Here is a 23,232-nt window from a genome sequence, read left to right on the forward strand (position 1 = left end):
TCCGGCAGCGGGCTCTCGGCGGCCCACTAACCGGACACGGTGTCCATTTATACCGGACGAGAGAGCCAACCGGACAGCGCGTCCGGTTATTCCGGTAGGCTGGGACCATGGAGACGAGGGAACGCGCGGACGCCGCCCGCAACCGGGCCAAGGTGCTCTCGGCGGCGGCGGAGCTGTTCGCGGCGGGCGATCCCCGGTCGGTCACCATGGAGGACATCGCCCGCGCGGCCGGCATCGGCCGGGGCACGCTCTACCGGCGTTACCCGGACGTGGCGTCCGTCGCGGCGGCACTCCTCGACGCGCACGAGCACCGGCTCCAGGAGGAACTGCTGCGCGGCGCTCCCCCGCTGGGCCCGGGGGCGCCGCCGGGCGAGAGGCTCACCGCGTTCTTCGCCGCCATGGTCGACCTGCTCGACACCCACGGGCACCTCGTCCTGGGCGCGGAGACCGGCGCCAGACGCTTCACCGTCGGCGCGTACGGCTTCTGGCGTGCCCACGTCCTCGCCCTGCTGCGCGAGGCCGCCGACCCCGATCCCGAGGCCCTCGCCGACTCCCTCCTCGCCGCACTGGCCCCCGAGGTCTTCCTCCACCAGCGCGCCCTCGGCGTCTCACCGGACCGCCTCAAGGCGGCGCTGTCCCGGCTGGCGGGGGCGGCGCTCGCCGGCTGACCGCCGCTCCCGCGCTATTTCCGTTGAGACCGCGGCGCGATTGGGCGAGGGTCCCGGCATGGAGTTCTTCTGCTTTCACCGTGACCGGCCCGGCTCCCTCCCGCTGCGCGAGAAGCTGCTGGAGGAGCACTGGTCGTACATGGACCGGTACGACGAGGGGATGATCGCCCGCGGCCCGCTCTTCGCGGGCGACGGCGACGACGCCCCGCTCGTGGGCAGCGTGCACATCCTCGGCCTGCCCGGTCCGGCCGACGCCCGGGCGTTCGCGTTCGACGAGCCCCTGTACCGGGCCGGCGGGTACCGGGACGTGCTGCTGCGCCGGTGGCGCAATCTGCTGGGGCGCACGATGGGGGAGTTCCCCGGCGGCCGCAGCGGCGGCAACCGGTATCTGGTGCTCGGCCTCGGGGAGGGGGAGCCGGCCGACACCGCCGTACCGCCCGGCCCGGACGACCTCGTCGCGTACGGTCCGCTGCTCTCCGACGACGGCACGGCCTGGCTGGGCACGGCGGCCCTGCTCAGGGCCTCCGGCCCGGACGCGGCCCGTGCCGTGCTCACCGCCGACCGCTACGCCTCGATCGAGGTGTACTCCTGGGAGTTCGGCGGCCGCCGCTGACACTGCACGCCACCTCGGCGGGAGCCGCGCCCGCCGGCGGGAGCCCTGTGAACACGACGGTCCGCCCCCGCCCCCCGGCTCCAGGGCCGGAGGGCGGGGGCGGGGTGGGCCGGGTCGGCCGCAACGGCCCGTCAGTCCTCGGGGAGGCGCCGCTCCCGACGGGCGCGGCCGACCTCGCGGACGACGGCCCAGGGGTCCGCCACCGGTCCGACGTGCCGGAGTTTGTCCGGGTTGCTCACCGCGCGGACGGTCTGGATGCGCCCTTCGAGGATGTCGAGCGCCCATGCGCCGAGAACCTTGCCGTCCCGGTCGCGGAAGACGGCACCGGGCTGGCTGTTGACCTCGTGCGTCTCGTACGTCACACCGATGCCGGCCAGCACGGGGAGGACCGAGGCGAGGTGGCGGGCCACCCTCTCCGCGCCGAACACGCCCTTGGCGGCCTGCGGCGCCCTGCCGCCGCCGTCGCCGACGACCTGGACGTCGGCGGCGAGCAGCTCGCGCAGCGCGTCGACGTCGCCCTCGTGGACCGCGTCGAAGAAACGGGCCGCGAGTTCCGCGCGCTCGCCGCGGTCCGCCTCGAACCGCGGCCGCCCCTCGTCCATGTGACGGCGTGCCCGCACGGCGAGCTGCCGGCAGGCCGCCTCCGAGCGGCCCACGGCCGAGGCGACCTCGGGGAAGCCGAAGCCGAACACCTCCCGCAGCACGAAGACGGCCCGCTCCAGCGGGCTGAGCCGCTCCAGCAGCACCAGCGCCGCCATCGACAGCGAGTCGGCCAGCTCGGCGGAACGGGCCGGGTCCTCGTAGGTGCCGGTGGTGTCGGTCAGCAGCGGCTCGGGCAGCCAGGGCCCGACGTACTCCTCGCGCCGGACGCGCGCCGAGCGCAGGACGTCTATGGAGATCCGGGTGACGACGGCGGACAGGAACGCCTTGGCGGAGGCCGGCTCGGTCCGTGAGGCGTCCCAGCGCAGCCAGGTCTCCTGGACCGCGTCCTCGGCCTCGCTCACGCTGCCGAGGATGCGGTAGGCGATGGAGAACAGCAGGGGCCGCAACTCCTGGAACTCCTCGGTCCGGTTCATCACCACTCCTTCCGTTTGTCCCTTTCCGGGATCGCCCGGAGAGTGTCCCTCTCCCTCAGGACGAGACAGCGCCCCCGTCCGTGACATCGGCGGGCGGCCGGCCTCCCCGGCCGACGGGAGAAGATTCACTCTCCGCGTCGAAAGATTGTGTTATTCGCGTGACGCAGCCAGGGTCTCCCCTGTGACGGACCGCGTGCGGTGACCCCGCGGCGCGGGCAGGAGCGAGGAAGAGAGTGGTCGTAGCGTGAGCAGCCAAGGCGAAGCGGCGCTGGTGAAGGCGGCGCAGCAGGGTGACCGGCGGGCCCGGCAGGAACTTGTCGCCCGCTACCTGCCGCTGGTCTACAACATTGTCGGCCGGGCCCTGAACGGGCACGCCGACGTCGACGACGTGGTGCAGGAGACGATGATCCGCGCTCTGAACGGACTCGGTTCGCTGCGCGACCCGGAGGGTTTCCGCTCCTGGCTGGTGGCCATCGCGATGAACCGCGTCCGCAGCCACCGGCAGGTCCACCTCGCCGCCCCCGCCGAGGGAGCCCTGCACGAGGCGTACGACGTGCCCGACCCGGGCGCCGACTTCGAGGCGCTCACCATTCTGCGGCTGGGGCTGTCCGGGCAGCGGCGCGAGGTCGCCGAGGCGGTCCGGTGGCTGGACCCGGAGGACCGGGACCTGCTGTCGCTGTGGTGGCACGAGGCCGCGGGGCGGCTGACCCGGGCGGAGGTCGCGGCGGCGATGGAGCTGACGCCGCAGCACACGGCCGTGCGGGTGCAGCGGATGAAGGACCGGCTGGAGACGGCCCGTGTCGTGGTACGGGCACTGGCGGCCGTCCCCCGGTGTGTGCTGCTGGAGGACCTGGTGGCCTCCTGGGACGGGGTGCCGTCGGCGCTGTGGCGCAAGCGGCTGGCCCGGCACACCCGTGACTGCACGGTGTGCGGCGGCCTCGGGGCGGGCCTGGCGCCGGCGGAGGGCCTGCTCGTCGGTCTCGCGCTGATCCCGCCGGGCATGGCGCTGGTCGCGGCCCTGGTGCCGGACGAGACCCTGGCGCTCGTCGCGCACGGCGACGAGTCCCTGGCCCTCTCCTCCGACGGCGGTCCGCTCCCCCTCGTCACCGACGGCGCGGACGGCGGCTCGGGCGGACGGCTCCAGCAGCGTCAGAGCCTGCGCCGCAGGCGCCGCCGGCGGGTGGCGGTCGCCGCGGTCGCCGCGCTGGTGGCGGGCGGCGGAAGCGCGGCGCTGCTGATACCGGGCGACGCCGAGGAGGCCCGCAGGCCCGCGACCGCGCTGGAGACGCCCGAGGACAGCACGGCCCTGGCCGCGCCCGCCCCCTCCAGGACCTCTCCTTCCCCCTCTCCCTCCTCCCCCTCCCCCAGCGCGTCGCCGTCCCGCAGCGCCTCGGCGTCGCCGAGCACCAAGGCCCCGGTCCGCAGGGCCACGCCCACCCCCACCCCGACCCCGGCCCGCACCGTCTCGCGTCCCACCCCGCCGCCCAGCACTCCGGAGGCCGCCGCGCCGGCGGCGCCGTCGTCCTTCGCGGGGCAGGTGCTGGAGCTGGTCAACGCCGAGCGGGCGGACGCGGGCTGCTCGCCGGTGACGCAGAACTCCACCCTCGACGTCGCCGCGCAGCGGCACTCCGACGACATGGCGGCCCGCGGCTTCTTCGACCACACCAACCCCGACGGCCAGGACCCCGGCGACCGCATCACGGCGGCGGGCTACCGGTGGAGCACGTACGCCGAGAACATAGCCCGCGGCCAGCAGACGCCCGCCGAGGTCATGGAGTCGTGGATGAACAGCCCGGGGCACCGCGCGAACATCCTCAACTGCTCGGTGAAGGAGACGGGTCTCGGCGTCCACGAGGGCGCGGGCGGGCCCTGGTGGACGCAGGTCTTCGGCACGGCCCTGTGAGACGGACGGACCGGACACCGCGCGGACCGCACCCGGCGGTCCGCGCCACTGTGCGGTAACGACTGGCAACCAGCAGCGAGCCCGTCCACTCTTCATACTTATGAAGATCTCGTTCCTGCTGCACAACGCCTACGGCATCGGCGGCACGATCACCACGACGTTCAATCTGGCCCAAGCTCTCGCCGACCGCCACGAGGTGGAGATCGTCTCCGTGCTGCGGCACCGCGAACGGCCCAACTACACGCTGGATCCACGGGTGTCGCTGCGGCCTCTGGTCGACCTGCGGCACGAGAGGGACCATCCGCTGCACAGAAGACCGGCGAGGGTGTTCCCCGCCGCCGAGTACCGGTACCGCCAGTACAGCGAACTGACGGACCGGCGGATCGCCGAGTGCCTGGCGCGGACCGAGGCCGACGTCCTCATCGGCACCCGGCCCGGACTCAATGTGCATCTCGCGCTGGAGGGCCCGGAACACAGCCTGCGGGTCGGGCAGGAGCACCTGACCCTGGACAACCATCCGCCCGGGCTGCGCACCGCCCTGCGCCGGGCCTACCGCCGGCTGGACCTGCTCACCACGGTCACGGAGGCCGACGCGGCCGCCTACCGGCGCAAGATGCGGCTGCCCGGGGTGCGTGTGGCGGCGCTGCCCAACAGCGTCCCCGATCCCCGGCTGCCGGTGGCCGACGGATCCGCGAAGGTGGTGATCGCCGCCGGGCGGCTCGTGCCGGTCAAACGGTTCGACCTGCTGGTCGAGGCGTTCGCCCTCGTCGCGGCCGAGCGTCCCGACTGGCACCTGCGCATCTACGGCACGGGCGAGGAGCAGCCGAGGCTGCGCGGGCTCGTCGAGAAGCTCGGGCTGTACGAGAACGTCCGGCTGATGGGCGCGGCGGCGCCGATGGAGGCGGAGTGGGTGAAGGGCTCGATCGGGGCGGCCGCCTCCGACTTCGAGCCGTTCGGCATGACCCTCGTGGAGGCCATGCGCTGCGGTCTGCCCGTGGTGAGCACGGACTGCCCGTTCGGGCCGGGTGAGATCGTGCGCGACGGGGCCGACGGCCGGCTGGTGCCGGTCGGGGACCGCGACGCGCTGGCCGGCGCGCTGCTCGAACTCGTCCGCGACGACGAACGCCGCCGCCGCATGGGCGCTGCGGCGGCGGAGAACGCCCGCCGGTTCGCGCCCGGCCCCGTGGTGGCCCGGGCCGAGCGGCTGTTCGAGGAGGCGCTCGCGGCGCGCGGCGGCGCGGACGGACGGGCGGGCACGAGCGGCCTCGGCCGCGTTCTGGTCAGTCAGGGATTCGCCGTACGGGATGTCGCGTACGGCGCCGCGGGCCGGGCCCGCCGGATGGTGCGCAGGGGGCAGCGATGAGCCAGGACCACCTCACCGAGCCGAGGGTCGACTGCACGGCCGGCCCGGACGGGCGGATCGAGTTCGCCGTCACGGCCCCGCCGTCCGCGCCGCAGGCCCGTCTGCTGCTGCGGCTGCGCCCCGCGAAGGGACTGCCGGAGCGGACCGTGCGGCTGCTGGACCTGGAGCCCGGCCCCGACGGCCGGCCGCGTGCGGTGCTGGAGCCCTCGCCGGTGCTGGAGGACGGCCGCTGGGACGTGTACCTCGTCCCCGGGCCGGACGCCGGGCGGCAGCGGCTGCGGCACGGGCTGCGGGATCTGCGGGCGCTGGTCGACGGACACACGCGCGACCGGCGGGCACCGGTGGCGGTGCGGGTGCCGTACGCCACCACCGACGGCCATCTCTGCATACGGGCCTGGCTGCGGGACGCGCACGCGGAGGCCGGCCGCATCGAGGTGACGGAGCGGTCGACACGGGTCGAGGCGAGGCTGCACGGGGCGACGCTCGCCGAGGGGGCCGCCGTGGTGCTGCGGCTGCGGGGCGGCAGCCGTGCCGAGCGGACGCTGGAGCCGCGGTGCGAGGCCGACGGGCGGGGCTTCTCCTTCGTCGTGGACCACACGGCGGTGGCGGACGAGCGCGGGACGTGGGACGTGTTCGTGCGCCCCGCCGCCCACGGCCCGCGGGTGAGGGTGGCCCGGCTGCTGGACGACGTGGCGGGACGCAAGGACGTGTTCGTCTACCCGGCGGTCCCGGCAGGCACCGCCACGGTCCGTCCCTGCTACACGGGCGACAACGATCTCGCCCTGACGGTCACCGCGCCGGATGTGGCACAGGTCACGGGAAGCCGGCCGGGGGTGGCGGACAGCCCACAGTCGTGAGCACTCAACTGCGTACCCGGATACGGGCCGGTGATCAGAGCGCGTTCGCGGAGCTTTTCGACAGCTTCGCCCGGGCGGTCTACAACCATGCGTTCCGGCTGACGGCCGACTGGTCGACGGCCGAGGACGTGATGGCGGCGACTTTCATGGAGGCATGGCGGCTGCGGGAACGCGTCGACCCCGAGGGCGGCTCGCTGCGGCCGTGGCTGCTGGGCATCGCCACCAACACCGCGCGCAACCAGTTCCGCAGCAACCGCCGTTACCGTGCGGCCGCCGGTGCCGCCGCGGCCGCCGAGCTGTCGGTGCCGGACCACGCCGACGAGGTGGCCGAGCGCGTCGACGACCGGCGCCGGCTCGCCGCCGCCCTCGAGGCGCTGGCCTCGCTGCGGCGGACCGAGCGCGAGGTGGTGGCCCTGTGCCTGGGTGAGGGGCTGGAGTACGAGGCGGCCGCGGAGGCGCTCGGCATCCCCGTCGGCACGGTCGCCTCCCGGCTGTCCCGGGCGCGCAAGAAGCTGCGCGGGCTCACCGCGGAAGAATTTCCGGGAAATCGGGAAGTCGGCCGCCCCGCCCGACAGACAAGAGGTGACCACGCACATGTGGTCCGGCCCGCGCAGGGAGGAAACCGATGAACGCGAACACGTCCCGGCAGAGTCCGGCCGAACGGGAGAACGGCACCGAGCTGTTCTCGCGGACGGCGCGTGACCTGCCGGCGGGCCGTCACCAGTTCCACAAGGAGCGTCTGATGGCCCAGATCCAGCAGGAACAGCACATCCCCGCCGCCGCGGCCGCGCCGCGCCGCAGGCGGCTGACCCGTCCGGTGATCGCCCTGCCGGTGCTCGCCACCGCCGTCGCGGCGGCGTTCGTCGCCGTGTCGCTGACGCAGGGCCAGGAGGCGCCGGGCGGTCTCGGCACCGGCCCCGTCCTGACCACCCCGGTCGGCGTCGCGTCCACCGCGGGCCTGCCGCAGCTGGTCGACCGGATCGCTCTGGCAGCGGCGGAGGAGACCCATCCGGAGGTCGGCCCCGGCCAGTACGTCTACGTCGAGTCCAAGGACGCCGGCACCTACGTCAAAGTCGACCACGGCAAGCCCAGCCTCGTCGGCATGGAACTGCACACCCGTCAGGTCTGGGAGTCCGCCGACGGCACGAAGGGCTGGCTGATCGACCCGGCCGTCAACGACGACCCCGAGGGCGAGACCCTGTCCCTGCCCGACGAGCAGGGCAACACGCCCGAGGCCACCCTGAACGCTCCGTCCTACGACTATCTGACGAAGCTGACGACCGACCCGGACGCACTGCTCGCCAAGATCTACAAGGAGACCGAGGGGATGGGCAACTCCCCCGACCAGCAGGCGTTCACCACCATCGGCGACCTCCTCAACGAGAGCTACCCGCCGGCGAAGCTGTACCCGGCGCTGTTCAAGGCGGCCGCGAAGATCCCCGGAGTCGTCGTGGTGAACGACGCGGTGGACGCCGCGGGCCGGCACGGGGTGGCGGTGGCACGGCTGGACGAGCACGGCGGCGCGCGCGAGGAGTGGATCTTCGACAAGAAGACCCATGTCTTCCTGGGCGAGCGCTCCGTCCAGGTGGAGGGGAGCAGTGGCGAGGGCGGCCTGATCAGGCCCGGCACGGTCATCTCCACCAGCGCCGTGATGAAGCGGGCCGTCGTCGACGGCCTCAAGGAGACGCCCTCGGGCAGGTGAGGCACGGGCGGCCGGTCTCCACGGGGGTGGGGCCGGCCGCCGCGCCGCCTACTTGACCGATCCGGCCATCACCCCTTGCACGAAGTGCCGCTGGAAGGCGAAGAACACCGCCACCGGCACGACCAGGGACAAGAAGGCACCCGGGGCCAGCACGTCGATGTTGCTGCCGAACTGCCGGATCTGCGACTGGAGTTCCACGGTGAGCGGCTGTGAGGCGCTGTCCGCGAACAGCAGCGCGACCAGCATGTCGTTCCACACCCACAGGAACTGGAAGATGGCCAGGCTGGCGATGGCGGGCCGGCCCACCGGCAGCACCAGGCGGGTGAAGATGCGCCACTCGGTGCCTCCGTCCATGCGGGCCGCCTCCAGCATCTCCTTCGGGATCTCGGCGAAGTAGTTCCGCAGCAGGAACACAGCGAACGGCAGTCCGTAGGCGACGTGGAAGAGCACCACGCCAGGGATCGTGCCGAACAGGCCGAGCTGGCCGAAGAGTTTGGCGACCGGTAGCAGACCGATCTGCACCGGCACCACCAGCAGCGCGACCACCAGCAGGAAGACCGCGTCCCGCCCGGGGAAGTCCAGCCAGGCGAAGGCGTATCCGGCGAGCGCGGCGACCACGACGACGAGCAGGGTCGTCGGCACGGAGATCAGCACCGTGTTCCAGAACGCGCGGGTGATGCCCGCGTTGTCCAGCAGGGCCGAGTAGTTGTCGAAGGACAGCCGGCCGGGGTCGGCGAACACCGTCCACCAGCCGCCCTTCGCGGTGTCCTCGGCGGACCGCATCGAGGACAGGAGCAGCCCGGCGAGCGGTGTCATCCACACCAGGCCGACGATCACCAGGAATGCCTGGACGGCTCCGTTGCCCAGATGGCGTCGGACGGCGTTCATCGCTGGCTCCTTCGGAAGCGGCGTACGTTGAAGACCATCGCGGGGAGCACGAGCAGCAGGAGCAGGACCCCGAGCGCGCTGCCCAGCCCCTGGTCGTTGCCGCCGCCGAACGACACCAGCCACATCTGCGTCGCGAGCACGGTCGCGTCCTCCTGCACCGGGCCGGGCGCGATGATGTAGACGAGGTCGAAGACCTTCATCACGTTGATGACCAGCGTGACGAACACGACCGTCAGAACGGGCGCGAGCAGCGGGACCGTGATGCGGCGGAAGATCTGCCACTCGTTGGCGCCGTCGATCCGCGCCGCCTCCAGCGCGTCGCGGGGCAGGGTGGACAGGCCCGCGCCGATCAGGACCATGGCGAAGCCGGTCCAGATCCACAGGTACGCGCCGATGATCGCGGGCGTGACGAGCGCGGGTCCGAGCCAGGAGACGCCCTCGTAGGGCGGGGCGAAGTTCGACGCGGGGAGCTGCACGGTGTACGAGCCGTCGGCGAGACCGGCGAAGGCGAAGGAGCCGTCGGCGGCGGTGGTCGTGGAGGCGACCGTCGCTCCGTCGCGCAGGGCCTCCACCCGTATCCCGGGCAGCCCGCTCTCCTTCGGGTCGACCTCGCCCTGCCGGCCTCCTCCGCCGGGGGTGAAGTCCAGGTGGACGACGCCGCGCAGTTCGCCGGGTGCGGCCGTGGCGGCCCGGGCGGGTGCGGCGCCCTCGGGCAGGTCCTCGGGCCGGATCCCGACGAGGCCGAGGGTCAGGACGTCGCCGGGCGAGACGCTCGCGGTGGTGCGGTAGGCGCCGCCCTCGGCCCTGCCCAGGCCGTGTCCGTCACGGGCACGGGCCGTCGGGTAGGCGGAGGTGCCGGTGAAGGCGTCGTGGACGGAGACCACGGCCGCGTTCAGGACGCCCTTGTCGGGGTCCTCGTCGTAGGCGAGGCGGAAGATGATGCCGGCGGCGAGGAAGGACACCGCCATCGGCATGAACAGCAGCAGTTTGAAGGCGGTGGCCCAGCGGATCTTCTCCACCAGCACGGCCAGGATCAGACCGAGGCCGGTGAGCAGGGCGGGTGCGACGACGACCCAGATCGCCGTGTTGCGCACGGCCTTGAGCGTGGCCGGGTCGCGGAACATCTCGGTGTAGTTGTCACCGCCGACGAACTTCGTGCCGGAGGCGTCGAAGAGGCTGCGGCCGACGGAGAAGAGGACGGGGTAGACGACCAGCGCGCCGAGCAGCAGCAGCGCCGGGAGGACGAAGACCAGGGCGACGGCGACGGTCCGGCCGCGCCGCCGCGGGCGCCGGGCGGACCCGGCACCTGCGGCGGACGGGGGGCTCGTCTCTTTCACGAGCGTGGAGGTCATGTCGGGTCAGCCCTTGTACGCCTTGGCCGCGGCGGCCTCCAGCGCGGACGCGGTCTTCTGCGGGTTCGACGGGTCGCGCAGGAAGTCCTGGAGGATCTTCCACTCGCCGGCGCCCTTGGTGCCGCCGAAGGCCGCGGGGGCCTGGTCGGACATGTCGAAGCGGACCGAGTCCCCGGCCGCGACGAGGGACTTGGCGGTGGCCCGGGTGGTGACGTCGGTGTAGGCGTTGGCGTCGAGCTTCTTGTTCGGGGAGAGGAAGCCTCCCGCCTCGGCCCAGACGGCGGCGGCCTCCGGGGTGGCGAGGTACTCGACGAACGCCATGGCGGCCGCGGCGTTCTTGCCGTCCTTGAGGACGACGGCCGCGTCGCCGCCGCTGACCACGGGCGCGGTGCCGCCGTCGACGGCGGGGAACGGGTAGAACTTGGCGTCCTCGCCGATCTTCCGGCCGAACTGGTCCTTGGCGACGCCCGCCACGAAGTCGCCCTCGTAGACCATGGCGGCCTCGGCCTCGGGGCCGAAGACCTTCTCCACCGAGCCGGGGAAGTCCGTGTTCAGGGCGCCCTTCCGGCCGCCCGCGATCAGCTGCTTGTCCTTGAACAGTTCGCCGAGCGTGGTGAGGGCCTTCACCACGGAGGGGTCCGTCCACTTCAGCTCGTGGGCCGCGAGGGCGTCGTACTTCTCGGGCCCGGCCTGGGAGAGGTAGACGTTCTCGAACCAGTCGGTGAGGGTCCAGCCGTCCTGGCCGGCGACGGAGAAGGCGGCGAGCCCGGAGTCGGCGACGGTCCGGCCGGCCTCCAGCATCTCCGCGAACGTCGAGGGCTGTGCGACACCGGCCTGGGTGAGGGCGTCGGGGCTGTACCAGACGGTCGACTTGTGGGCGGCCTTGAAGTACAGGCCGTAGAGGCGGCCGTCGACGCTGCCGTAGTTCTTCCACACGGGCGCGAAGTTGGCGGCGACGGCGCTCTGCGCGGTGGACGACAGGGGCTTGAGCCAGCCGCTCTTCGCGAACTGCTGGAGCACGCCGACCTGCGGGACCATCACCACGTCGGGGGCGTTGCCGCCCTCGATCTTGCTGCCGACCACGGTGGAGACGTTGTCGCCGGTGGACACGAACTGGGTCTTGGCGCCGGTCTTCTCGGCGAAGGCGTCGAGCACCTTCTGGAAGTTCTTCTGCTCACTGCCGGTCCAGACGCCGGCCACGGTGAGGGTCTGGCCGCCCAGCGGCTTGTCGCCGCCGCCGGCCGAGACGTCGTCGCCGCCGCAGGCGGTGGCCGTCAGGGCGAGGACGAGGGCGGTGCAGCCGGTGAGCACAGTGGTACGTCGCATCATCGTTGATGTCCCTTCGCGATCAGGAGTTCGTCGACAGGTCGTCGATCCACCAGGCGGCCGTCGAGCCGGGGAGGACCCCGGCCGTGCAGGGGCCGCTGGCGAGCAGGGGGGTGCCGGAGACCGGCGCGGGTGCGGGGGCGGTGCCGAAGTTGACCGCGCAGACGAGGTCGTCGCGGGCGAAGGCGAGGACCCCGGGCGGGCTGTCCAGCCAGCGCAGGCTCCCCTCGCCGAGCTGGGGCAGCGCGTCGCGCAGTTGCAGGCCGTCGCGGTAGAGGTGCCAGAAGGAGCGGGTGTCGGCCAGGGCCCGGTCGGTGGCGTACTCGGCGAAGTACTCCGGCTGCGGCAGCCACGGCTTGGCGCTCTCGGCACCGGAGGTGAAGCCGAACGGTGACGCCTGGCCCGACCAGGGCAGCGGGACCCGGCAGCCGTCGCGGATGCGGGCCCGGTCGCCGGTGCGGTGGAAGATCGGGTCGGTGAGGACGTCGTCGGGCAGGTCGACGACCTCGGGCAGGCCCAGTTCCTCGCCCTGGTAGATGTACGCGGCGCCGGGCAGCGCCAGCATCAGCAGGGCGGCGGCGCGGGCGCGGGCGGCGCCGAGGCCGCTGCCGCCGGTGGCGGGTTCGCCGTAGCGGGTGACGGTGCGGACCTGGTCGTGGTTGTTGAGGACCCAGGTGACGGTGGAGCCGGTGCCGGCGATGTCCTGCATGGCCTCGCAGATGACCTTGCGGAAGGCGTCCGGGTCCCAGGGGGCGCCGAGCAGGTCGAAGAAGAACGCCTGGTGCAGTTCGTCGGGGCGGACGTACAGCGCGTGCTCGCGGGCGGTGGGCACGGACACCTCGCCGACCAGGAGGCGCTCACGGCCGTCGCGCTCGCGGTACTCCTCGCACACGGACCGCCAGTGCCGCCACACCTCGTGCACCTCGGGCTGGTTCCAGGCGAGCGGGTTGACCGAGTCGCGGGTGCGGGCGTCGGCCTCGGGGTCGTCGGAGTCGGGCAGCGCGGGGTGCTTGAAGAGGCCGGCCGCCACGTCGATGCGGAAGCCGTCGACACCGCGGTCGAGCCAGAAGCGCAGGATCCGGTCGAACTCGGCCCGGATCTCGGGGTTGCGCCAGTTCCAGTCGGGCTGCTCGGGCGTGAACATGTGCAGGTACCACTGGCCGTCGGCGACCCGGGTCCAGGCGGGCCCGCCGAACATGGCGTGCCAGTTGTTGGGCGGCTCGGCTCCGTCCGGGCCGCGGCCGTCCGCGAAGTGGAAGCGGGCGCGGGCCGGGCTGCCGGGCGCCGCGTCGAGGGCCTCGCCGAACCACGGGTGCTCGCTGGAGCAGTGGTTGGGGACGACGTCGAGCAGGACCTTGATGCCGAGCCGGTGGGCGGTGCGGACGAGCAGGTCGAACTCGGCGAGGTCGCCGAAGAGCGGGTCGACGTCGCAGTAGTCGGCGACGTCGTAGCCGTGGTCGTGCTGCGGCGAGGGATAGAAGGGGCTCAGCCAGATCCCGTCGACGCCCAGTTTCTTCAGGTACGGCAGCCCGGCCCGGACTCCGGCGAGATCGCCGACACCGTCTCCGGTGCTGTCCAGGAAGCTGCGGACGTAGACCTGGTAGATCACCGCGTCACGCCACCAGTGGTACTTACTCAGCATGCATGCATGTTAAGTAGGCGTGTCATCGAGGTGTCAATGAACGTGCAGGAAGCTACTGGAGAGTTGAGGTGAGAAACCCTGACAAAATACCCCTGAACGCCGACGAATGAGACGTCAGCGTTACTTAACAAGTAACTAGAGGGGTGTGCCGGAGAAGGTTATCGGCCGGCGATGGCGTCGAGCTCGTGCGCCAGCCGGCGCACCGCCGCGGCGGGGGTCTGCCGCCCGGTCATCGCGTCGTGCACGACCGCCTGCACGGCCAGGCTGACCTGGTCGTAGTGCGGGCTCCTGGGCCGCGGGGCGGCCGCCAGCACGCTCTCGCGCAGGGTCGGCAGATAGGGGAACCGCGCGATCAGCGAGGGATCCTCGTACAGGTCGGCGCGCACCGGCGGCAGTGCGCCCCGGGTGAGGACCTGGCGCTGGACGCGCTCGCTGGTGAGATAGGCGATCAGACGCGCGGCCGTGTCGGGATGCCGTGCATGGGCGCCGACGGCCAGGTTGGAGCCGCCGAGCACACTCGTCCCCGGTCCCTCGGGTCCGGGCAGCGGCACGGCGCCGATCCGCCCGGCGACCGGGGACCCCTCGGCGGAGGCGACGGCGTAGGCATAGGGCCAGTTGCGCAGGAAGAGCAGCCGGCCGTCCCGGAACGCCTGCTTGGACTCCTCCTCCTTGTACGTCAGCGCCTCGCGGGGGATCCATCCCTCGCGGACGCCGCGCGCCAGGAAGCCGATGCCCTCGCGGGCGGCGGCGGAGTCGACGGTGACGCGCGCACCCTCGTCGCCGAGGATCGTGCCGCCCGCCGAGTAGACGGCCTCGGCCGCGTTGACGGTCAGGCCCTCGTAGGGCAGGAACTGTCCGGCGTAGCCGTCGAGGCCGTACCTGGGGGCGACCGTCTCGGCGTACCGCTCCAGCTCGGCCCAGGTGCGGGGCGGGGCGAGGCCCTCCTTGTCGAGGACGTCCCTGCGGTACAGCAGCAGACCGGCGTTGGTGACGTAGGGGACGGCGTACAGCCTGCCGTCGTAGGTCGCGGTGTCGACGACCGGCGGCAGGAAGGACCCGAGCGGGAACCGTTCGCGTTCGAGCGGACGGATCCAGCCGGCCGCGGCGAACTCGGACGTCCAGTTGACGTCGATGTTGAGCACGTCGAAGCGGCGGCGGCCGTCGCCGCGCAGGTCGGTGACCATCTGCGCATGGGTCTCGTCGGCCGAGTCGGGCAGTTCGACGAGGGTGATCCGCTCGCCGGGGTGGGTGCGGTTCCAGCCCTGGAGCAGGGGGCCGAGATAGCCGGTGAGGTCCCCGGCGGTGGCCAGGGTGAGCGGACCGCGCCCACGGGTGCCGCCGCTCTCCTGCGCCTGGGCGCCGAAAGCGACATAACCGGTCAGGACGATCAGCAGAACGAGAAGGCCCCTACCCGCGGCATGCGTCCACCGCATAGGTTCCTCCCTGTGCACCGGCACCGGGCACCCTCGCCCGGGGTCAGAGGCCATGTATACCTGTTAGGCATGGGCGATACTAGGGCCTGGCACACATCCCCAGGACAGGAGGACCGCTCGCGTGCGCCTGCCTCTCCTGGCGCTCCTCGCCCGTGGCCCGGCCCACGGCTACGAGCTGAAGCAGGACCTTGAGCAACTGCTGGGCTCCGCGTACCCTCAGCCGAACGTCGGCCAGATCTACGTCACCCTCGGCCGCCTGGAGAAACAGGGGCTGATCGAGGGCGAGGACGTCGAGCAGTCGAGCCGGCCCAACAAGAAGGTCTACCACCTCACCGAAGCCGGGCGCGAGGCGCTGAGCGTCTGGTTCGCCGAGCCCGAGGACGAGCCGCGGGTACGGGACGAGTTCTTCATGAAGCTGGCCCTCGCCCCGCAGACCGGCCTCGCCGACCAGATCTCGCTGATCAACAAGCAGCGGCGCCAGTATCTGAACACCATGCGGCAGCTGTCGAAGCTGGCCGCAGCCGAAGACCGCGACAACCGCATCGCCCAGCTGCTGATAGAGGGCGCGATGCTGCACCTGCAGGCCGACCTCGACTGGCTGGAGCGGTGCCAGGAAGAGCTGGAGGAGCTGGAGTGAACGAGCGCACCGCTCCCGGACCGCACGCCGAAGGGCCGGCTCCCGTGCACGCCGGAGCACCCGCTCCGGTGCTGCGCGCCGAGGGACTGGTCAAGACCCATCACGGCGAGGGCGCGCCCGCGCGGGCCGTGCGCGGGGTGGACCTCGCCGTGCGGCCCGGCGAGTTCGTGGCGATCACCGGCCCGTCCGGCGCGGGGAAGTCGACCCTGCTGCATCTGCTCGGCGGTCTCCAGCGACCCGACGCGGGCAGCGTGTGGCTGGACGGCGAGTGCGCGGACTCCTGGTCCGAGGCCCGCTGGGCGGTGGAGCGGCGCCGGCGCATCGGGATCGTCTTCCAGTTCTTCAACCTGGTCTCCAACCTGTCCGTCGCCGACAACGTCGAGCTGCCGGCCCTGCTCGCCGGGGTGCCGCCGAAGCGGGCGCGCGCCGAGCGCGAGGAGCTGCTGGCCGAACTGGGGCTCGCGGGCAAGGAGCGCAGCATGCCGGGCGAGCTGTCCGGCGGTGAGCAGCAGCGCGTGGCGCTGGCCCGGGCCCTGGTGAACCATCCGCCGCTGCTGCTGGCGGACGAGCCCGCCGGCAGCCTCGACAGCAAGGGCACCCGTGAGGTGGTGCGGCTGCTGTCCCGCTTCCACGGGCGCGGGCAGACGATCCTGCTGGTCACCCATGACGCCCGGCTCGCCAGCGCCGCGGACCGGGTGATCAGTTTCTTCGACGGGCGGATAGCCGACGACGCCGAGCTGGACGCCGCGCCGCCGCGGCGTGCCGGGACGTCCGGGGTGCTGGAGCTCAAGGACTGACATGCGGGTGGACGACGCGGCGTGCCCCCGGCGCCGGAAGAGAGGCTGACGGCCGTGCGAGCGACTCTGCGCTGGGCGCACTCCGATCTGCGCACGCACCGCGGCGAGGCGCTGTTCCTGGTGCTCGCCACCGCGGGTGTCGTGGTGTCGCTGCTGCTCGCCGCGGCCCTGTTCGGGTATGCGACCAACCCCTGGCAGCGGGTGTTCACCCAGGCGAACGGCGCCCACGCGTGGCTGCACACCGACGCCTCGGCCGACACGGGGAAGCTGTCCGCGCTGGACGGCGTCGACTCCGTCGCCGGCCCCTATCCGGTCTCCTCGGCCACGCTCGCCACGCGCGGCGCCCGTGCCCCGGTCGAGCTGCGCGGCACCCCGGAGCAGCCCGAGGTGGGCCGCCCGCTGCTGACCGCGGGCAACTGGCTGGACGCGAGGACACCCGACGGTGTGGTGCTGGAGACCCGGCTGGCCCGGGCTCTGCTGGCCCGGCCCGGTGACACGCTGACCCTGCCCGGCACGGACCGCCGTCTCACCGTCGCCGGTGTCGCCGACAGTGCCGAGCCGCCGTACCGCCCGGGTGAGCGGCGGGGGCTGGTCTGGGCGCTGCCGTCCGCGCTGCCGGACCCGGCCGGGCAGGTGATCGGCCTGCGGCTGACGGACCCGGACGACACGGGGTACGCCGTGCAGCGGGCCGTGACGGTGCTGGGCGCCGGGGCGATCGGCGAGGTCTCCACCTGGCAGCAGGCCCGGGCCGAGGCCCAGGGCGACGACCGGCTGCTGGGGCAGGTGCTGGGCCTGTTCGGGCTGGGCGCCCTGCTGGCCGCCGCCTTCGCGGTGCACGGGGCGATCGGCACCCGTGTCCGCGGTCATCTGCGCGACATCTCGGTCCTGAAGGCGATCGGGTTCACCCCCGCCCAGGTCGTCCGTCTCTTCCTGCTCCAGCATCTCGTCTACGCGCTGCTGGGGGCGGTGGCCGCGGCCGCGCTGATCCGGGCCGCCGGCAGCCGTGTCCCGGGCCGCTTCGGCGACGCGGTCGGGGTGTGGCAGGGGCTTGAGGGGCAGACGGCGACACTGTTCGCGGTGCCGGCCGCGGTGGTGCTGTTCATCGGGGCGACGACCGGGCTGGCCGCGTGGCGGGCCGGGCGGGTGCCGCCGGTGCCGGTGCCGCGGCCCGCGGCGCCGGGCGGCGGCCGGCTGTCGGGGGTGGCCCGCCGGGCGCTCGGGGCGAGGGTGCCGGACGCGTTCCGTGTGCTCGGTCTGCGGGTGCGGACGCCGTCGCGGATGCCCGGGCTGCGGGTGCCGCCCGCGCTGGTGCTGGGCTCGCACCGGGCGTTCGCCCGGCAGCCGCGCACCTTCACGGCGGTCGGACGGCTGGCGCTGCCGCTGCTGCTGATCGTGGTGGCGATGAGCGCGTGGACCACCATCGACCGCTTCCAGAGCAGGCCGGAGCAGATCGGCCTGCCGGCCGCGCTGACCGTCCACCCCGCCCCCTCCCTCGGCGACCGGGCCGCCGAGGCGCTGCTCGCCGGGGACCCGCAGGTCGCGGCCGCGTATCCGGGGGTGGAGGTGGCCGCGCTGGTCCCGGGCCAGACACAGACGATCGCCCTGCGCGGGCTCGGCACCCGCCAGGACCCCTACCCGTACGCCCTGGCCGAGGGCCGCCCGCCGCGCGGCCCCGACGAGGCGCTGGCCGGGCAGGGGCTGCTCGATCTGCTGGACGCACGGGTCGGCGACTGGGTGCGGATGACCGTCGGCGACGAGCCGCAGATCCTGCACATCGTCGGCCGCAGCATCGAACCGGACAACGCCGGCCGGGTCATCTCCGCCTCGCTCGACACCCTGCGGGAGAACGACCCCGGACTGCGCCCGACCCTCTACCAGGTCCGCCTCACCGACGGCGCCGACCCGCAGGAGGCCGCCGGGCGTCTCGCCGCGGCGGGGCAGGGCCGGCTGGACGTGCACGCGGTGACCAACCCGGCCGACGGGCTGTCACCGCTGCGCGGTGTCGTTCTCGGGCTGATCGCCGTGCTCGCCCTGATCGGTCTCGTGGAACTGCTGACCGCGATCGGCGGTACGGTCCGGGACTCCGAGCGGGACCTGCTCGCGCTGAAGGCCATCGGGCTGTCGCCGCGCCAGATCACGGCGATCACGGTCACCGCGACCGCCCTCACCGCGCTCGCGGCCGTGCTGGTGGCCACGGCCCTCGGCCTGCCGCTCGCCCACTGGCTGATCGACGCACAGGGCAGGTCCAGCGGGATCGGGGCCGGTATCGCGCAGGGGCCCTCCCCCGTCCTGCTGCTGCTTCTCGGGGTCTGTGCCGTCCTCGGGGCCGCCGCCCTCGCGGCGCTGCCGGCGGCCCGCGCGGCGCGGCGTCGGCTCGCGGACACGCTGAGCGCCGTGGCCTGACCGGGCGCGGGCGCGGCTTTTCGGGCCCGGTCGTCCACGCGGGCGAGCCAGGTGGTGAGCAGTCCTTCGGCACCGCGGCCGCCCCGGGCGGGAGCAGGGCGGCTGCGTCGTGCGGGGTGCCGGTGCGGACCGCTTCCGGTGTGCGGAGGAGGAGTCGGCCGTGCCCACCGTGCGCCGGCCCTCGCTCCCCGGCTGTGCGGCGCCCGCTCCACGGTCCGGGGATCCGCGTACGGCAGGATGAGGGCATGAGCGTAGTCAAGATCAACGTACTGACCGTGCCGGCCGAGCAGCGCGAGACGCTGGAGAAGCGCTTCGCGTCCCGGGCGCACGCCGTGGAGAACTCGGACGGCTTCGAGTGGTTCGAGCTCCTGCGCCCCGTCGAGGGCACCGACCAGTATCTCGTGTACACGCGGTGGCGGGACGAGCAGTCGTTCCAGGCATGGATGGAGGGCCCCATGAAGTCGGCCCATCAGGGCGGCGGCGCGGAGGGCGGTGAGCGGCCGCGGCCCGCGGCGAGCGGGTCCACGCTGTGGTCCTTCGAGGTGGTCCAGCAGGCCGCGCCGAAGGGCGAGTAGCACCTGATCCGCCGTTCTTGGTGATCATTTTGTGCGGTCGTGGTGTCTCCCCGGCCGATGGTTGCGTACGTTGACGCACGTCGACCGTCGACTGTTTTCCCGGGGGAGAGAACCGTGTCTCATCAGGACACCGCGACCGCGCACACGCCCGAGGGCCAGGAGCCCACGGGCGGCGCGGATCGCCCGGCACCGCCCGCACGCTCCAGGGGCGCCGCGCTGAGCGGATGGATCATCACCATCGCCCTGAACGTGGTCGCGCCGATCATCACGTACAACCTGCTGCGCGACCACGGCTGGAGCGAGTTCGCCGCACTCCTGGTGAGCGGCGTGTGGCCCGTGCTCGACAGTGTCGTGCATGTCGCGTGGCGGCGGCGTCTGGACGAATTCGCCCTCGTGACCCTGGTGTTCCTGGTGATCACCGCCGTGGTGTCGCTCGTGGGAGCGCACTCGGCCCGCGCCCTGCTGATCAAGGACTCGGGCGTCACCGGGCTGTTCGGGCTGCTGTGCCTGGCCACGCTGCTCGCCCCGCGCCCGCTGATGTTCTACTTCGGCCGCAAGTTCGCCACCGACGGCACCCCGGAGAGCACCGCGTGGTGGAACGGGCTGTGGCAGTACCCGGACTTCCGCAGGACGATGATCACCATGACTGCGGTCTGGGGCGTCGCCTACTGTCTCGAAGCGGTCGTCCGGGTCGCGCTCGTCCTCGTGCTGAGCACGGACACCATGGTGGTCCTGAGCCCGGTGCTGATCTACGTCGTCCTGGGCGCCCTCGCCACCTGGACCGCCATGTACGGCAAGCGGGCACGCCTCAGGGGCGAGGAGCGGGCCCGGGCCGCGGCGGCCGCTCAGGCCACGGCCTGAGGGACTCCGCGGGCCCGTCGGGCCTGCGGCGGAGACTCAGTCCGCCGGGAGGACCGGCCCCGTCAGCGGCAGGATCACCTGACAGGGGACCGGCCTTCGGTGCTGCGGGTCGAGCGCGTTGAGGACGTGCGTGAGGACGACCGGGTCGTAGGGGGCCTCCAGGTGGTCGGTGGCGTCCTTCCAGCAGGTCTCCTGCACATGGATGTTGTGCACGGTGGCTCCGGGGCCCGCGGTGAGGTAGCCGTTGGTGTAGGGCGTGACGATCTCGTCGTACTGGGTGGCGATGACGGTGTAGTCGACGCCCGGGACCGTGTCGCCGCCGGCGTCGAGGGCGCGGTTGAAGTCGGAGCCGATCTGCTGCTCCACCAGGGCCGGATGGTCCTTCGCCAGGAAGCCGTTGACGGGCTCCAGGAGGTGCAGGACACGCCCCAGCTCGGTGATGCCGCTCAGGGTGGTGCCGTGGTTGGAGGGCGTGATGCCGACGAGCCGGCCGACCTTGTCCGCCGCGCCGGGGTGGTTCTTGAGGTAGTAGCGGGGCACGGGGCCGCCGCCCTGGGAGTGGCCGACCAGGTCCACCTCGGCGGCCCCGGTCGCGGCACGCACCCGGTCGACGAAGTCCGCCAGCACGGCGGCGCCGTCGACCATGGAGCCGACGCCCTGGACCGGGTCTCCGGCGGAGGCGCCGCCGTAGCTGAAGGCGAAGACGCAGTAGCCCTCGTTCGCCAGCAGCGGGGCGGCGCCCCGCCACAGGTCGTTCATGTTCTCCATCGTCCCGTGCACCAGGACGACCGGCTCGGGGTGCTCCGCGGTGGGTTCGCAGTCCCAGTCGTTCGCGCCGGGAGGCGACTCGGCCGGGTGGAGGAACCCCTGGGTGAATCCGACGGCGAAGTTGTGTTCCACGTCCAGTGAGTCGTCCGCGCCGTACGCCGTGCCGCCGGTCGCGGCGAGCAGTCCGGTGGCCGTGGCCCCGGCGAGCAGTGCGCTGCGGAATGCGCCTCGTCTCATTTCCAGTTCCGTCCCTTGTTCTGGAATAGCGATGCGGTGGGGAAGCGAAAGTAGGAAGGATCCGGGACGGTCGGCAACGGACCGACCGTGCTTTGCCCGATGCCGCTCAGGCAGGTGTCAGATCCACCGGGCAGCAGGTCGTAAAACGCTCATCCACATGCGTGCTTCCACGGCCACCGAGGCGGCCCACCGGGACAAAACACGAGGACAGGCTTGTTAGCACCGCTAGTTGATCTTTGTCAGATCCCTTGACCGGCCGGTAACTTGAACTCATACTCCGCAGGGTGACGACGACTGAGACGGCCGCCACGGCAGCGGGACGCGGCACCCCGGGCCAGTCGCGCGGTGGCCCTTGGACGGCGCTCCCGCGACGCCTCGGTGCCGAACTCGAAAAGGAGAACCGCACCGTCGCCGCCGAAATAATCCATGAGATCAGGGGTCAGATACCGGAATTCTCCCGGCCGTTGTCCGGGAAATTCGGCGTCGCCATGCAGCAGGGGGTGGAGACCGCACTGCTGGAATTCGCCCAGCGGGTCACCTCCGCGGGCGGGCCCCGCGAATCCACCCATGTGCCGGTCTACCGCGCGCTCGGCCGCGGCGAACTGGTCGAGGGCCGCAGCCTCGACGCGCTCCAGGCGGCCTACCGCCTCGGCGCCCGGATCGCCTGGCGGCGCTATGCCCGTGTCGCCCGCCGGCTGGCTCTGGGCACCGAGGCCGTCGCCCTGCTCGCCGAGGCCGTCTTCACCCACATCGACGAGATCGCCGCCGTGTCCGTGCAGGCATACGCGGACGCCCAGGCCGACGCCGCGGGCACCGCCGGGCGCCGCCGGCACCGTCTGCTGATCCTGCTCACCTCGGGCGACCCCGACCCGCAGGCCCTCGACCGGGCCGCCGCCGAGGCCGACTGGCCCCTGCCTGACAGGGTCGCCGCCGTCGCCCTCGGGCCGCTGCCCGACACGGCGACGGCCCGGCCGGCCGCGCCGGACAGGAAGGCGCCGGCGGCCCCGTTCGCGCTGCGGCGGAACCGGCTGCCGGACACCGTGCTCGCCGACCTGGAGAGCTCCCTGCCCTGCCTGGTCGTACCGACCCCGCACCTGCTGCTCGCCGATCCGCGTCTGCAGCAACTGCTGCGCGAGACCGGCGCGGTCGTCGGGCCCGCCGTGCCGCCCGGGCAGACGGCCGACTCGCTGCGCTGGGCGCGCAGCCTGCGCGACGCGGGCGCCGCCGCCGGGCCGGACAGCTCCCCCGTCACCGACCCCTCGCTCGCCCGGCTGCTTCTGCTGGCCGACCCGGCGCTGGTGCGGCTGATGGCCCGCCGGCGCCTGAAGCCCCTGGCGTCCCTGACGCCCAAGCAGCGCGACCGGCTCGCCGCGACCCTGCTGGCCTGTCTGCAGACACCGCACGGCACGGCCCCCGAGATCGCGGCTCGCCTCGGCATCCATCCCCAGACCGCGCGCCAGCGCCTGCACCAGGTGCAGCGGCTGTTCGGCGACGCGCTCGCCGATCCCGACGCCCGCTTCGAGCTGGAGGCCGCGCTGCGGGCCGCCCTCGTCTGAGGCGCGGCCCGCTCCCGGCCCTTCGGCCCCTCAGCGGCAGGTCACTGGTTGGCCAGGACCTGGTTGACCTGTGACTCGGCCGTGTCCAGGAGCTTGTCGATGTCGGCGTCCTCGTTGGTCAGGATGCCCGACATCACGTTGTCCAGGACCTTGTAGATCTCCTGCGCCTTCGGCGGCTCGGCCTTGCCCGCGACCGGGTTGTCGGTGAACGTCCTGAAGTTCTCCACCGGCATCGTGGCGTTCGCGGCACGCGCCGCGTCGTCCTTCGCCTTCGAGCCGTTCAGCCAGAAGTTGGGCTGCGGGACACCGACGGGAAGCTTGTCGGCCCTGGTGCGCTCCCAGTCGAACTGGCCCTTGCCCACCGTGAGGTTCTTGAAGTTCAGCCAGGCGACCGCCGCCTTGACCTTGTCCGACGAGATCCCCTTCTTGATCATGTAGTTGTTGCCGCCCGCCAGCGTCGCCCTGCCGCCCGGGATCGGACCCATCCCGAAGTTCTCGTACTCCGCCCCCAGCTGCTGCACCATGTACGCGATGTCGTCCGGCGCCGCCAGGAACATCCCCAGCTTGTCGGTGGC

Annotated in this window: 20 protein-coding genes and 1 pseudogene; 13 read left to right on the forward strand and 8 right to left on the reverse strand. The window is 72.9% G+C overall.

The genetic code is table 11. The features are described 5' to 3' along the window. Positions 1 to 107: 107 nt before the first annotated feature. Both ACIQGV_RS23535 and ACIQGV_RS23540 read left to right on the forward strand, forming a co-directional pair. Positions 108 to 668, forward strand: coding sequence for a TetR/AcrR family transcriptional regulator (locus ACIQGV_RS23535; RefSeq protein WP_402497089.1), 561 nt, complete (start codon positions 108 to 110; stop codon positions 666 to 668). Positions 669 to 726: 58 nt separating this feature from the next. Next, positions 727 to 1,281, forward strand: a complete 555-nt coding sequence (locus ACIQGV_RS23540; RefSeq protein WP_402497091.1) for a YciI family protein — start codon at positions 727 to 729, stop codon at positions 1,279 to 1,281. Between the two features lie 131 nt (positions 1,282 to 1,412). On the opposite strand, the gene ACIQGV_RS23545 is transcribed toward ACIQGV_RS23540, so the two are convergent. Continuing rightward, entirely contained in the window at positions 1,413 to 2,357 is a 945-nt protein-coding gene (locus ACIQGV_RS23545) for an RNA polymerase sigma-70 factor (protein ID WP_402497093.1), read from the reverse strand. 244 nt (positions 2,358 to 2,601) lie between these two features. On the opposite strand from ACIQGV_RS23545, the gene ACIQGV_RS23550 reads away from it, so the two are divergent. The 5 genes from ACIQGV_RS23550 to ACIQGV_RS23570 all read left to right on the forward strand — a co-directional run bounded on the left by ACIQGV_RS23550 (position 2,602) and on the right by ACIQGV_RS23570 (position 8,182). Next, complete coding sequence (locus ACIQGV_RS23550; RefSeq protein WP_402497095.1) at positions 2,602 to 4,260, forward strand: sigma-70 family RNA polymerase sigma factor; 1,659 nt, start codon at positions 2,602 to 2,604, stop codon at positions 4,258 to 4,260. A 100-nt stretch (positions 4,261 to 4,360) separates the two neighbouring features. Beyond that, entirely contained in the window at positions 4,361 to 5,623 is a 1,263-nt protein-coding gene (locus ACIQGV_RS23555; RefSeq protein WP_402497096.1) for a glycosyltransferase family 4 protein, read from the forward strand. Continuing rightward, positions 5,620 to 6,480 carry a transferase gene (locus ACIQGV_RS23560; RefSeq protein ID WP_402497097.1) on the forward strand — a complete coding sequence of 287 codons (861 nt, stop codon included), beginning with the start codon at positions 5,620 to 5,622 and terminating at the stop codon, positions 6,478 to 6,480. Before ACIQGV_RS23555 ends, ACIQGV_RS23560 begins: the two co-directional genes overlap by 4 nt. Continuing rightward, a complete protein-coding gene (locus ACIQGV_RS23565) occupies positions 6,477 to 7,109 on the forward strand; it encodes an RNA polymerase sigma factor (RefSeq protein WP_402497098.1) in 633 nt (210 codons plus the stop codon). Before ACIQGV_RS23560 ends, ACIQGV_RS23565 begins: the two co-directional genes overlap by 4 nt. Next, positions 7,106 to 8,182: a CU044_5270 family protein gene (locus ACIQGV_RS23570; protein ID WP_402497100.1), complete on the forward strand. Its 1,077-nt coding sequence runs from the start codon at positions 7,106 to 7,108 to the stop codon at positions 8,180 to 8,182. The genes ACIQGV_RS23565 and ACIQGV_RS23570 overlap by 4 nt, the downstream gene beginning before the upstream one ends. A 48-nt stretch (positions 8,183 to 8,230) precedes the next feature. Here the strand turns inward: ACIQGV_RS23570 and ACIQGV_RS23575 are convergent, their stop codons facing one another. The 5 genes from ACIQGV_RS23575 to ACIQGV_RS23595 all read right to left on the reverse strand — a co-directional run bounded on the left by ACIQGV_RS23575 (position 8,231) and on the right by ACIQGV_RS23595 (position 14,823). Then, entirely contained in the window at positions 8,231 to 9,070 is an 840-nt protein-coding gene (locus ACIQGV_RS23575) for a carbohydrate ABC transporter permease (protein ID WP_402497101.1), read from the reverse strand. After that, entirely contained in the window at positions 9,067 to 10,422 is a 1,356-nt protein-coding gene (locus ACIQGV_RS23580) for a carbohydrate ABC transporter permease (RefSeq protein WP_402497102.1), read from the reverse strand. Before ACIQGV_RS23580 ends, ACIQGV_RS23575 begins: the two co-directional genes overlap by 4 nt. Before the next feature lie 6 nt (positions 10,423 to 10,428). Beyond that, positions 10,429 to 11,751 carry an ABC transporter substrate-binding protein gene (locus tag ACIQGV_RS23585; RefSeq protein WP_402497104.1) on the reverse strand — a complete coding sequence of 441 codons (1,323 nt, stop codon included), beginning with the start codon at positions 11,749 to 11,751 and terminating at the stop codon, positions 10,429 to 10,431. Positions 11,752 to 11,770: 19 nt separating this feature from the next. After that, the gene (locus tag ACIQGV_RS23590) at positions 11,771 to 13,390 is read right to left on the reverse strand and encodes a glycoside hydrolase family 13 protein (RefSeq protein WP_402497105.1); all 1,620 of its coding nucleotides are present in this window, start codon (positions 13,388 to 13,390) and stop codon (positions 11,771 to 11,773) included. A 158-nt stretch (positions 13,391 to 13,548) separates the two neighbouring features. Continuing rightward, positions 13,549 to 14,823: an ABC transporter substrate-binding protein gene (locus tag ACIQGV_RS23595; RefSeq protein WP_402497107.1), complete on the reverse strand. Its 1,275-nt coding sequence runs from the start codon at positions 14,821 to 14,823 to the stop codon at positions 13,549 to 13,551. A 121-nt stretch (positions 14,824 to 14,944) separates the two neighbouring features. Between ACIQGV_RS23595 and ACIQGV_RS23600 the strand changes: the two genes are divergently transcribed. The 5 genes from ACIQGV_RS23600 (at position 14,945) to ACIQGV_RS23620 (ending at position 20,096) form a co-directional block, all read left to right on the forward strand. Then, positions 14,945 to 15,460: a PadR family transcriptional regulator gene (locus tag ACIQGV_RS23600; protein WP_402497108.1), complete on the forward strand. Its 516-nt coding sequence runs from the start codon at positions 14,945 to 14,947 to the stop codon at positions 15,458 to 15,460. 68 nt (positions 15,461 to 15,528) lie between these two features. Continuing rightward, complete coding sequence (locus ACIQGV_RS23605) at positions 15,529 to 16,257, forward strand: ABC transporter ATP-binding protein (protein ID WP_402497133.1); 729 nt, start codon at positions 15,529 to 15,531, stop codon at positions 16,255 to 16,257. A gap of 54 nt (positions 16,258 to 16,311) precedes the next feature. Beyond that, entirely contained in the window at positions 16,312 to 18,660 is a 2,349-nt protein-coding gene (locus tag ACIQGV_RS23610) for an FtsX-like permease family protein (RefSeq protein ID WP_402497110.1), read from the forward strand. Between the two features lie 245 nt (positions 18,661 to 18,905). Further along, positions 18,906 to 19,235, forward strand: a complete 330-nt coding sequence (locus ACIQGV_RS23615; RefSeq protein ID WP_402497111.1) for an antibiotic biosynthesis monooxygenase family protein — start codon at positions 18,906 to 18,908, stop codon at positions 19,233 to 19,235. A 114-nt stretch (positions 19,236 to 19,349) separates the two neighbouring features. Beyond that, on the forward strand, positions 19,350 to 20,096 hold the full coding sequence (locus ACIQGV_RS23620; protein ID WP_402497113.1) for a VC0807 family protein: 747 nt from the start codon (positions 19,350 to 19,352) through the stop codon (positions 20,094 to 20,096). Positions 20,097 to 20,132: 36 nt separating this feature from the next. Here ACIQGV_RS23620 and ACIQGV_RS23625 read toward each other — a convergent pair whose 3' ends face one another. Then, positions 20,133 to 21,101 (reverse strand): esterase/lipase family protein, encoded by a 969-nt coding sequence (locus tag ACIQGV_RS23625; protein ID WP_402497114.1) that lies wholly within the window; start codon positions 21,099 to 21,101, stop codon positions 20,133 to 20,135. A 284-nt stretch (positions 21,102 to 21,385) separates the two neighbouring features. Here ACIQGV_RS23625 and ACIQGV_RS23630 point away from each other — a divergent pair, with 284 nt between their 5' ends. Further along, positions 21,386 to 22,657, forward strand: a complete 1,272-nt coding sequence (locus ACIQGV_RS23630) for a helix-turn-helix domain-containing protein (RefSeq protein WP_402497115.1) — start codon at positions 21,386 to 21,388, stop codon at positions 22,655 to 22,657. 41 nt (positions 22,658 to 22,698) lie between these two features. Here the strand turns inward: ACIQGV_RS23630 and ACIQGV_RS23635 are convergent. Continuing rightward, positions 22,699 to 23,232 (reverse strand): annotated as a pseudogene (locus ACIQGV_RS23635) (sugar ABC transporter substrate-binding protein); the annotation flags it as partial.

Origin of the sequence: Streptomyces sp. NPDC093094 (genome assembly GCF_044754345.1) — a bacterium.
GTDB lineage: Bacteria > Actinomycetota > Actinomycetes > Streptomycetales > Streptomycetaceae > Streptomyces.